12 protein-coding genes are annotated in these 10290 nt (G+C 73.7%); 10 read left to right on the top strand and 2 right to left on the bottom strand.

The window, feature by feature from the left end:
* Window positions 1-33 precede the first annotated feature (33 nt).
* Entirely contained in the window at window positions 34-2352 is a 2319-nt protein-coding gene (gene metE, locus AC1RSJ_RS08690; RefSeq protein WP_493117963.1) for a 5-methyltetrahydropteroyltriglutamate--homocysteine S-methyltransferase, read from the top strand.
* Window positions 2353-2525: 173 nt separating this feature from the next.
* The gene (locus AC1RSJ_RS08685; protein WP_493117962.1) at window positions 2526-3341 is read left to right on the top strand and encodes a DUF4184 family protein; all 816 of its coding nucleotides are present in this window, start codon (window positions 2526-2528) and stop codon (window positions 3339-3341) included.
* A 68-nt stretch (window positions 3342-3409) separates the two neighbouring features.
* Here AC1RSJ_RS08685 and lexA read toward each other — a convergent pair whose 3' ends face one another.
* Complete coding sequence (gene lexA / locus AC1RSJ_RS08680; protein ID WP_493117961.1) at window positions 3410-4093, bottom strand: transcriptional repressor LexA; 684 nt, start codon at window positions 4091-4093, stop codon at window positions 3410-3412.
* 327 nt (window positions 4094-4420) lie between these two features.
* On the opposite strand from lexA, the gene AC1RSJ_RS08675 reads away from it, so the two are divergent.
* The 6 genes from AC1RSJ_RS08675 to AC1RSJ_RS08650 are packed head-to-tail and all read left to right on the top strand — an operon-like array spanning window position 4421 to window position 8778.
* A complete protein-coding gene (locus AC1RSJ_RS08675; protein WP_493117960.1) occupies window positions 4421-4849 on the top strand; it encodes a LysM peptidoglycan-binding domain-containing protein in 429 nt (142 codons plus the stop codon).
* 53 nt (window positions 4850-4902) lie between these two features.
* Window positions 4903-6033: a histidinol-phosphate transaminase gene (locus AC1RSJ_RS08670; RefSeq protein ID WP_493117959.1), complete on the top strand. Its 1131-nt coding sequence runs from the start codon at window positions 4903-4905 to the stop codon at window positions 6031-6033.
* A 9-nt stretch (window positions 6034-6042) separates the two neighbouring features.
* Window positions 6043-6642, top strand: coding sequence for an imidazoleglycerol-phosphate dehydratase HisB (hisB, locus tag AC1RSJ_RS08665; protein WP_493117958.1), 600 nt, complete (start codon window positions 6043-6045; stop codon window positions 6640-6642).
* Window positions 6642-7274: an imidazole glycerol phosphate synthase subunit HisH gene (gene hisH, locus AC1RSJ_RS08660; RefSeq protein WP_493117957.1), complete on the top strand. Its 633-nt coding sequence runs from the start codon at window positions 6642-6644 to the stop codon at window positions 7272-7274. Before hisB ends, hisH begins: the two co-directional genes overlap by 1 nt.
* Window positions 7271-8008 carry a bifunctional 1-(5-phosphoribosyl)-5-((5-phosphoribosylamino)methylideneamino)imidazole-4-carboxamide isomerase/phosphoribosylanthranilate isomerase PriA gene (gene priA / locus AC1RSJ_RS08655; protein ID WP_493117956.1) on the top strand — a complete coding sequence of 246 codons (738 nt, stop codon included), beginning with the start codon at window positions 7271-7273 and terminating at the stop codon, window positions 8006-8008. Before hisH ends, priA begins: the two co-directional genes overlap by 4 nt.
* On the top strand, window positions 8005-8778 hold the full coding sequence (locus AC1RSJ_RS08650) for an SseB family protein (protein WP_493117955.1): 774 nt from the start codon (window positions 8005-8007) through the stop codon (window positions 8776-8778). The genes priA and AC1RSJ_RS08650 overlap by 4 nt, the downstream gene beginning before the upstream one ends.
* Before the next feature lie 16 nt (window positions 8779-8794).
* Here AC1RSJ_RS08650 and AC1RSJ_RS08645 read toward each other — a convergent pair whose 3' ends face one another.
* A complete protein-coding gene (locus AC1RSJ_RS08645) occupies window positions 8795-9136 on the bottom strand; it encodes a DUF1844 domain-containing protein (RefSeq protein ID WP_493118102.1) in 342 nt (113 codons plus the stop codon).
* Between the two features lie 329 nt (window positions 9137-9465).
* Here AC1RSJ_RS08645 and infC point away from each other — a divergent pair, with 329 nt between their 5' ends.
* Window positions 9466-10080 carry a translation initiation factor IF-3 gene (infC, locus tag AC1RSJ_RS08640; protein ID WP_493117954.1) on the top strand — a complete coding sequence of 205 codons (615 nt, stop codon included), beginning with the start codon at window positions 9466-9468 and terminating at the stop codon, window positions 10078-10080.
* Complete coding sequence (gene rpmI, locus AC1RSJ_RS08635) at window positions 10073-10267, top strand: 50S ribosomal protein L35 (RefSeq protein ID WP_493117953.1); 195 nt, start codon at window positions 10073-10075, stop codon at window positions 10265-10267. The genes infC and rpmI overlap by 8 nt, the downstream gene beginning before the upstream one ends.
* The last annotated feature ends 23 nt before the right edge of the window (window positions 10268-10290 follow it).

The raw sequence follows: 10290 nt of genomic DNA, 5'->3' as shown, positions 1-10290 counted from the left end.
CGGCATGCGTCCCTCACGCGATTCGAGGAGACCATGACCGAGACACCCGTGTTCCCTGCCGGCACCATCCTGGGCTACCCGCGACTGGGCCGCCGCCGCGAGCTCAAGCGCGCGGTCGAGTCCTTCTGGGCCGGCCGCATCGACGCCGAGGCCCTCGAGGCCGAGGCCGCCGGGCTCCGCACCGCCACCCGCACGCGGCTCGCCGCCCTCGGCCTGGGCCGCGGCGACTCGGCGATCCCGGAGTCGTTCAGCTTCTACGACCAGGTGCTCGACGCCGCCGTGACCGTCGGGGCCATCCCGGCGCGGTTCGCCGACCTGGCGGACGACGAGGGCCGCGTCGACCTCGCCGGCTACTTCACGCTCGCGCGTGGCGAGGGGGAGCGTCCGCCGCTCGAGATGACGAAATGGTTCGACTCGAACTACCACTACCTGGTGCCCGAGATCGGACCCGGCACGGCGTTCCGGCTCGCCTCCGACCGCCTCGTGGAGCAGGTGCGCGAGGCCCATGCGGAGGGCCTGGTCACCCGGCCCGTCATCGTCGGCCCCGTCACCCTGCTCGCGCTCGCGAAGGCGGAGGACGGCGCCCCCGAGGGCTTCGACCCGCTGTCGCGGCTCGCGGACCTGCTGCCCGTCTACCGCGAGCTGCTCGGGCGACTCGCGGAGGCCGGCGCCCGATGGGTGCAGCTCGACGAGCCGGCGCTCGTGAGCGAGTCGCTCCCGGCGTCGTCCGAGGCCCTGCGGGACGCCGCCCGGACGGCGTACGCCGCGCTCGGCGCGGACCGTCCGCTCGGCATCCTCGTCGCGGCGCCCTACGCGGCCCTCGACGCGGCGCTGCCGGTGCTCGCCGACGCGCCGATCGACGCGATCGCACTCGACCTGGTCCGCGGCGCGGTGCCGTCGGGCATCACCACCGACAAGGTGCTGGTCGGCGGCGTGATCGACGGCCACAACATCTGGCGCGGCGACCTGGCGGGCGCGTTCTCGCGTCTCGAGGAGCTGCGCGCCGTGTCGCCGTCCATCGCCGCCGGCACGTCGACGAGCCTGTTCCACACCCCGCACGACGTGGAGGACGAGCCGCAGCTCGACCCGCGGCTGCGGTCGTGGCTCGCGTTCGCCGACCAGAAGGTCGAGCAGGTCGCCGTGCTGGCCCGCGGGCTCGTCGATGGCCGGGACGCGATCGCGGCCGAGCTCGACGCCGCGGCCGCGGCGCTCGAGGACCGGCTGTCGGCCCCCGGCGTGCGCGACGGGGCGGTGCGGCAGCGCGCCGCTACCCTCGCCGAGGCCGATCGCACTCGCGGCGACGCCGCCGCACGGCGCACGGCCCAGGAGGCCGCGCTCGGCCTGCCGCTGCTGCCCACGACGACGATCGGGTCCTTCCCGCAGACCGGCGACATCCGGCGCGAGCGGGCGCGGTTCGCCGCCGGGCAGATCACCGACGACGAGTACACCGGCTTCCTCCGCGACGAGATCCGCCGCGTCGTCGACCTCCAGGAGCGGATCGGGCTCGACGTGCTCGTGCACGGCGAGCCGGAGCGCAACGACATGGTGCAGTACTTCGCCGAGCACCTCGACGGCTTCGCGGTGACGCGGAACGGCTGGGTGCAGTCGTACGGCTCGCGCGCGACGCGGCCGTCGATCCTCTGGGGCGACGTGTCGCGGCCCGCGCCGATCACGGTCGAGTGGTCGGTGTTCACGCAGAGCCTCACGGCGAAGCCGGTGAAGGGCATGCTGACGGGACCGGTGACAATCCTCGCCTGGTCGTTCGTGCGCGACGACCAGCCGCTCGGCGACACGGCCGATCAGGTAGCCCTCGCGCTGCGCGACGAGATCGCCGACCTCGAGTCCGCCGGCATCCGGATCGTGCAGGTCGACGAGCCGGCGCTGCGGGAGCTGCTGCCGCTCAAGGCCGCGGACCAGCCGGCCTACCTGGACTGGTCGGTCGGCTCGTTCCGGCTCGCCACGGCCGGGGTCGCGGACGCGACGCAGATCCACACGCACCTCTGCTACTCCGAGTTCGGCGTGGTCATCGACGCGATCGACGGCCTCGATGCCGACGTCACCTCGATCGAGGCGGCGCGCTCGCGGATGGACGTGGTGCGGGATCTCGAGCGCAGCGGCTTCTCCCGCGGCATCGGACCGGGCGTCTACGACATCCACTCGCCCCGCGTGCCGGGCGTCGACGAGGTGACCGAGCTGCTCGAGACCGCCCTCACGGGCGTGCCGCGCACGCTGCTCTGGGTGAACCCGGACTGCGGGCTCAAGACCCGCGGCTACGACGAGACGGTCGCCTCGCTCGAGAACGTGGTCGCCGCGACCCTGCGCGTGCGGGGGCGGGTGGCCGCGGGGGTCTGAGCCGGGAGTGCCGGGCCGGGCGTGCGGACCGGTCGCGCCGGCTCGCGGGCATACAGGCGAGCGGCCCCCGCCCGGCATGCAGGCGAGCGACCCGCTCGGCACGCAGGAGACGCACGGCGGATGTCCGTCGCGCGGCTGATCCGGACGCGCCCGCCCGCTCCCGATACTGAGCCGTGCCCTTCACCCCGAGCCACGCGGCCGCGGCGCTGCCGTTCCTCCGCACGCCGCTGCCCGCCGCGGCGCTGGTGCTCGGCACGATGGCGCCGGACCTCCCGTACTACGCGCCGCTCGGCGTGCCGCGCGGGCTGACCCACTCGCTGCTCGGCGCCGTCACGGTCGATCCGCTCATCGCCCTCGCAGCGCTCGCGCTCTGGTGGGGGGTGCTGCGCGCGCCCGTCGTCGACCTCGCACCCGACGCGCTGCGCGAGCGGATGCCGCCCCGGCCCGTACTCGGACGCGGACGCACGGCGCTCGGCACCGCGGTCCGCACGGCGCTCCTCGCGCTCGCGGCCGCGCTGATCGGGATCGCGACCCATCTCGCGTGGGACTGGTTCACGCATCCGGACGGGCTCGCGACGGTCCTCCCGCTCTGGAGCACACGGCTCGGGCCGCTCGAGCTCTCCCGCTGGCTGCAGCACGCGTCGACGGTCGCGGGACTCGTCGTGCTCGCCGTCTGGGCGGCGCGCTGGATGCGGTGCACGGCACCGGAGCCGCGCCCCGCGACGACACCGCCCCGGCTGCGGCACGCGGCGCGGGCGGCCGTCGCCGGCACGTGGGTGCTGCTCGCGGCCGGCGTCTGGGCGGCCGGGATACTCGGCGGCGCGGGTCCGCTCACGCCGTCGCTCGTATTCCGGGTCGCCGTCGTGTCGATCGGCGGCGCCGTCGCGCTGGCGGTGCTCCTGTGCCTGGCGTGGCACGTGGTCCGGCGCCGCGAGGCACGACGAGTCGGGCCGACGAGCGAGCCGTCGACCGGGGCGACGAGTGCATAGTCGAGCACGACGACGAATGCCGCGTCGGCGGTCCGGCCGTCGACGCCGGGCGCGGGGGAGACCTCCGGCTAGACGGCGCGGAGGATCGCGACGACCTTGCCGAGCACCTCGGCCTGGTCGCCGAGGATCGGCTCGAACGCCGTGTTGCGGGGCAGCAGCCAGGTGTGGCCGTCGCGCTGCCGGAACACCTTGACGGTCGCCTCGCCGTCGAGCATGGCGGCGACGATCTCGCCGTTCTCGGCCGTGTTCTGCGTGCGCACGACGACCCAGTCGCCGTCGCAGATGGCGGCGTCGATCATCGACTCGCCCGACACCTTGAGCATGAAGAGCTCGCCCTTGCCGACCAGCTGGCGGGGGAGCGGGAAGACCTCCTCGACCTGCTGCTCCGCGGTGATCGGCACGCCGGCGGCGATGCGGCCGACGAGCGGCACCATCGCGGCGTCGCCGACCGGGGGCGCGGAGTCGGCGGGGGACTCGGAGCCGGGCAGGTCGATGAGCACTTCGAGCGCACGGGGCCGCTTCGGGTCGCGGCGGAGGTAGCCGCTGAGCTCGAGCTGGTTGAGCTGGTGCGTGACGCTGGAGAGAGACGACAGGCCGACGGCGTCGCCGATCTCGCGCATGCTCGGCGGATACCCCTGGCGCGCGACGGAGAGCTGGATCGCCTCCAGGATCGCCAGCTGCTTCTCGCTGAGGCTGCGTCGGCGGCGCGTGCCGCCGGCCGCTGACGGTCCGCTCGTGGGCTGGTCGCTCATGCGCGTCTCCCGATGTCGGTGGCATCTGGTGATGTGTGTCCAGACATTCGGAACTGTATCCGGTCCAGGGTGTCGTACCAAACATCCGTTCGAGTGTGTCGCGATGTCGGTGGATGCCGATATCCCTGTTTCCGAGGGCGGAACCGGCGGATCGGCCGGAGCGGAGCCGCAGAGCAGAAGGGGTTGAACATGCGTTCGATAGAAGATACATTCGAAACACAGGTTCGACCCGGCACTCCCGGCCGAGTGCCGGGCGGACCTGTCCAGACCATCGCACGCACACGCACGAGCACCATCTCCCCCGACATCAGCAGCCAGGAGGCAGCCATGAGCGCCATCGCCATCGGAACCGGGATCCGCCGCACCGCCGCCCCTGCCCGCCCGGTGCGGCGTCCGGTCTCCACTGCCGCGACCTCGTCGACCGCGACGGGTCCGCGCCTGCGGATCACGCGCCGCGGCCGTGCCGTCGTCGCCGTGCTCATCGCCACGCCGCTCGCGTTCGGCGCCGTGGTCGTCGGGCTCGGCCAGGCCGCCGCAGCCGACCAGGCCGGCCCGCACGCCGCCTCGTCCGCGACCGGCGACTTCGCCTACGTGACCGTGCAGCCGGGGGACACCCTCTGGACGATCGCGGGCGACGTCGCTCCCGGAGCCGACCGCCGCGTCGTCGTCGACCGGATCGTCGACCTGAACCAGCTCGCGTCCGGCGACCTCCGCGCCGGCGAGCGGATCGCCGTCCCGACCGACCTGGGTCGCTGAGCCCGCTCGCGGCTAGCACCGGTCGACCCCCTGCCGCTCGGTAGGCTCGGCGGGTGAGTCCGCTCTCCGATCTCCCGATCCGCGACGACCTCCGCGGGCAGACGCCGTACGGCGCACCGCAGCAGCCGGTCCGCTACGCGCTCAACGTCAACGAGAACACGCACCCGGTGCCGGAGGATGTGGCCCGCTCGGTCGTCGAGGCCGTCGCCGGCGCGATCCTCACGATCAACCGGTACCCGGACCGCGAGTTCACGCTGCTCCGCGAGCACCTCGCGTCGTATCTGTCGACCGCAGGCGGTCCCGGCTCGGGCGTCGAGCCGCAGTACGTCGATCCGGCGCAGGTCTGGGCGGCGAACGGCTCGAACGAGGTGATCCAGCACATCCTCCAGGCGTTCGGGGGCCCCGGCCGCTCGGTGCTCGGCTTCCCGCCGACCTATTCGATGCACCCGATCATCGCCGCGGGCACGGGCACCCGGTGGGTTCCGGCGGAGCGCGACGCCCGGTACGCGATCTCGCCCGAGACGGCCGTCGCGGCGATCGAGCGCGAGCGTCCGGACCTCGTGTTCTTCTGCGCCCCGAACAACCCGACCGGCACGGCGCTGGCGCTCGAGACCATCGCGGCCGCCTACGACGCGACCGGCGGCATGGTCATGGTCGACGAGGCCTACGCCGAGTTCATGCCCGAGGGCACCCCGACGGCGCTGACCCTGCTGCCCGGCCGCGAGCGGCTGCTCGTGTCGCGCACCATGAGCAAGGCCTTCGCCTTCGCGGGCGGCCGCGTCGGCTACCTCGTCGCCGATCCGGCCGCGATCGACGCGCTCCGGCTCGTCCGGCTGCCCTACCACCTGTCGGCGCTGACGCAGGCGGCGGCGGTGGCCGCGCTCCAGCACGCGCCCGAGATGCTCGCGATGGTCGGCGACATCCGGGGCCAGCGCGACCGGCTGCTCGGCGAGCTCGCCGAGCTCGGCTACTCGCCGTACGACAGCCACGCGAACTTCGTGCTGTTCGGCGGGGTCGACGATCCGCACGCGACCTTCGAGGCGCTGCTCGAGCGCGACATCCTCGTGCGCGACGTCGGCATCCCGAACGCCCTCCGCGTCACGGCCGGCACCGAGGCGGAGACCACCTGGTTCCTCGAGTCCCTGCGGGCGCTCGGGCCCGGGGGCGCGCCCGCGCGCAAGTAGGCTGAGCGCATGAGCCGCAGCGCCTCCCTCACCCGCTCCACGAGCGAGTCGAGCATCGAGCTGAGCATCGACCTCGACGGCACGGGCACGTCCGACATCTCGACGTCGGTGCCGTTCTTCGACCACCTGCTCACGGCGTTCGCGAAGCACTCGCTCGTCGACCTGACGGTGCGCGCGACGGGCGACACCGACATCGACGTGCACCACACGGTCGAGGACACCGGCATCGTGCTCGGGCAGGCGATCCGCCAGGCCCTCGGCGACAAGTCGGGCATCGGCCGCTACGGCGACGCGCTCGTGCCGCTCGACGACGCCCTCGCGCAGGCGGTCGTCGACGTGTCCGGACGCCCGTACCTCGTGCACGGCGGCGAACCGGAGGGGTTCGCGCTGCACCTCATCGGCGGCCACTTCACCGGCTCGATGGTGCGGCACGTCTTCGAGGCGATCGCGTTCAACGGCGGCCTGACCGTGCATGTGAACCTGCTCGCGGGCCGCGACCCGCACCACATCGCCGAGGCCGAGTTCAAGGCGTTCGCGCGTGCGTTCCGGGCCGCGGTGGAGCCGGATGCGCGCGTGCGCGGCATCCCGTCGACGAAGGGCGCGCTGTAGTGGCGCGTCCGTCCGTCGTGGTGCTCGACTACGGATCCGGCAACGTCCACTCCGCGGTCAAGGCGCTCGAGCTGGCCGGCGCCGACGTGGAGCTCACCGCCGACCGCGCCGCGGTGATGGAGGCCGGCGGACTGCTCGTGCCGGGCGTCGGCGCCTTCGCCGCGGTCATGGGCGCGCTGCGCGCGGTGCACGGCGACGAGCTCGTCGACCGCCGGCTCGCCGGCGGCCGCCCGGTGCTCGGCATCTGCGTCGGCATGCAGGTGCTGTTCGAGCGCGGCATCGAGCGCGGCACCGACACCGAGGGCCTCGGAGAATGGCCCGGCGTGGTCGACCGCCTCGACGCGCCGGTGCTGCCGCACATGGGCTGGAACACCGTCAGCGCCGACGCGGACAGCGTCCTGTTCGACGGCATCGCCGACGAGCGCTTCTACTTCGTGCACTCCTACGCCGCGCGCGAGTGGACGCTGGAGCCGGACGCGCGCCGCGCGGCGCCGACCGTCACCTGGGCCGACCACGGCGGGCCGTTCGTCGCGGCCGTCGAGAACGGCCCGCTCGCGGCCACGCAGTTCCACCCCGAGAAGTCCGGCGCCGCCGGCATCCGCCTGCTGACGAACTGGATCCGATCGCTGTGACCGACCGCCTCATCCTCCTGCCCGCCGTCGACGTGGCCGACGGCCAGGCCGTGCGCCTCACCCAGGGCGCGGCGGGGTCCGAGACCTCCTACGGCGACCCGGCCGACGCCGCCGCGGAGTGGGTCGAGCAGGGCGCGGAGTGGATCCACCTCGTCGACCTCGACGCGGCGTTCGGCCGCGGCGACAACCGCGCCGTGATCCGCCGCGTGATCGACCGCATCCCGGAGGGCGTCAGCATCGAGCTCTCCGGCGGCATCCGCGACGACGCGTCGCTCGAGGCCGCGCTCGCGACCGGCGCCCGCCGCGTCAACCTCGGCACGGCCGCGCTCGAGGACCCGGAGTGGGCCGACCGCGTCGCCCGCGACTACGGCGACCGCGTCGCCGTCGGGCTCGACGTGCGCGGCGAGACGCTCGCCGCCCGCGGCTGGACCCGGGAGGGCGGCAACATCTGGGAGGTGCTCGCGCGCCTCGAGGCCGCCGGCTGCGCCCGCTACGTCGTGACGGATGTCGCCCGCGACGGCATGCTCAACGGCCCGAACCTCGAGCTGCTGACCGCGATGACGGAGCGCACCGGCAAGCCGGTGATCGCCTCCGGCGGCGTCTCGAGCCTCGACGACCTGCGCGCGCTGCGCGACCTCGTGCCGCTCGGGGTCGAGGGCGCCATCGTCGGCAAGGCCCTCTACGCCGGCGCGTTCACGCTGGCCGAGGCGCTGGAGGTCGCCGGCCGGCCGTGAGCTCGGAGGCCGGAGGTGCGGACAGCGCCGGCACGCCGTGGGCGGGCCGGCGGTTCGAGCCGAACCCGGCCGCCGGCGACGACGGGAAGCCGGATCCGCGCCTGATCGAGGCCCTGCGCCGGTTCCGCGCGCACGAGCTCGCGCAGCAGGACGTGCTCGAGGCGCTCCGGGGCGCGCGCCTGCTCGTGCCGCTGCTCGCAGAGCGCGGCGACGAGGGCATCGGGCCCGCGGGCCACCTCGTCGACAAGACCCAGGAGCTCTCGATCGTCACGGTGTCCGGGCCGGACGGCCGACGGGTGCTGCCGGCGTTCAGCGGGGTCGAGACGCTCGCCGCCTGGAATCCCGCGGCGCGGCCCATCCCGGTGGAGGCGCGGCGGGTCGCCCTCGCGGCCGCGGGGGAGGGCACCGACCTCGTCGTGCTCGACCCGACCTCGCCGACCGAGTTCGCCGTCCGCCGCCCGGCGCTCCGCGCGCTCGCGCTCGGCGAGCACTGGGTGCCCGCGGTCGACGACCCGCGCGTCGCCGCCGCCGTGGACCGCGACGTCGCGGACGAGCTCGACGTGCTCGCCGCGCGTGTCACGGCTGGCGACCCGGAGGCGCGCCTCGCGGGCCCGGAGATCGTCGTCGTGCTCGCGCTGCGCGCCGGTCTCGACGCGGAGCGGATCGCCGCGATCACGCGCCGGCTCGGCGCGCGCTGGGCCGAGGACGCCGCGCTCACCGAGGCGGTCGACTCGATCGCCCTGCGCCTCGTCCCGGCCGAGGAGAGCTGACTGAGGCGGGTCCGGTCTAGGTGACCGGCCCCGTCCACTTCTCGCCGGGGCCCTTGCCGATCGGGTCCGGGTGCGACGACGCCTCGCGGAACGCGAGCTGCACCGAGCGGAGGCCGTCGCGCAGCGCGCGGGCGTGGTGGTCGCCGAGCGACGGCGCCGCGGCTGTGACGAGTCCGGCGAGGGCGTCGATGAGCTTGCGGGCCTCGTCGAGGTCGAGTGCGGCGTCGCCCTCCTCCGCGAGCCCGCATTTCACGGCGGCGGCGCTGAGCAGGTGGATCGCGACGGTGTTGATCACCTCGACCGCGGGCACCTCGCCGATGTCGCGCACCTCGCCGTCGACCGCCGGCACCCCGTCCATGGCCTCGTCGTAGGAGAATCGCTGGGACCCGGAGTCGCTCACCGCTCCAGCCTAGGCGAGCGCGGCCTGCCGGATCCGCCGCCCGTCTGCTATCCTCGACAGGTTCTCGGGGCACGCCTGTCCCGGGTCCGCAAGAGGAGAGATCCCACCCGTCGGCCGTCCAGGTCGCCGAGGTCGTTCGCACTCCGCCCGGCACGCACCACCGCCGGGCAGCCAGGGTGCAGTGGCGGTTCGTTCCGCGGCGTCCCTCCTCTCGTGTCAGTCAGACCGAGTAACAGGAGCAACGCATCAGCGATCCCAGAACGAACGACCGCATCCGAGTCCCCGAGGTGCGCCTCGTCGGACCCAACGGGGAGCAGGTCGGCGTCGTCCGCATCGAGCAGGCGCTCAAGCTGGCGCAGGAGGCCGACCTCGATCTCGTCGAGGTGGCCCCGAACTCGCGCCCGCCGGTCGTCAAGATCATGGACTACGGCAAGTTCAAGTACGAGGCGGCGCAGAAGGCCAAGGAGGCTCGTCGCAACCAGGCGAACACCATCCTCAAGGAGGTGCGCTTCCGCCTGAAGATCGACAAGCACGACTACGAGACCAAGCTCAAGCGCGCGGAGGGCTTCCTCCAGGGCGGCGACAAGGTCAAGGCGATGATCCTGTTCCGCGGCCGTGAGCAGTCGCGTCCCGAGCAGGGCGTGCGGCTGCTGCAGCGCTTCGCCGAGGACGTCTCGGAGTTCGGCACCGTCGAGTCGCGGCCCGTCCAGGACGGCCGCAACATGGTGATGATCATCGGTCCGCTGAAGAGCAAGGTCGACGCGAAGGCCGAGGCCAACGCGAAGCGCGCCGCGAACCGCGCGCGCCCCACGAACGAGGCCGGCACCCCGGTCGAGACCACGGCAGACGCTGCCGCACCGGCGGCAGACGCCGCCGTCCAGACGAAGGAAGAGAATGCCTAAGCAGAAGACGCACTCCGGTGCGAAGAAGCGCTTCAAGATCACCGGCACCGGCAAGGTCAAGAAGCAGGGCTCGGGCATGCGCCACCACCTCGAGCACAAGTCGTCGCGCGTGACCCGCCGCCAGAACCGCGACGTCATCATCGCGCCCGGCGAGGCGAAGATCATCAAGCGCCTCCTCGGCAAGTGATCCGGCCCGGAACGAAGAAGGAC

This window comes from Schumannella sp. GW821-FHT10F01 (genome assembly GCF_058809295.1).
Note: the sequence above shows the minus strand (reverse complement) of the source record. Positions and strands in the feature narration are given on the sequence as shown.

Bases quoted from the DNA above. Each gene is read 5' to 3' on its own strand.
- metE (WP_493117963.1), top strand. From the start codon at position 34: ATGACCGAGACACCCGTGTTCCCTGCCGGCACCATCCTGGGCTACCCG.
- lexA (WP_493117961.1), bottom strand. From the start codon at position 4,093: ATGAGCGACCAGCCCACGAGCGGACCGTCAGCGGCCGGCGGCACGCGC.
- AC1RSJ_RS08675 (WP_493117960.1), top strand. From the start codon at position 4,421: ATGAGCGCCATCGCCATCGGAACCGGGATCCGCCGCACCGCCGCCCCT.
- hisB (WP_493117958.1), top strand. From the start codon at position 6,043: ATGAGCCGCAGCGCCTCCCTCACCCGCTCCACGAGCGAGTCGAGCATC.
- AC1RSJ_RS08645 (WP_493118102.1), bottom strand. From the start codon at position 9,136: ATGGACGGGGTGCCGGCGGTCGACGGCGAGGTGCGCGACATCGGCGAG.
- rpmI (WP_493117953.1), top strand. From the start codon at position 10,073: ATGCCTAAGCAGAAGACGCACTCCGGTGCGAAGAAGCGCTTCAAGATC.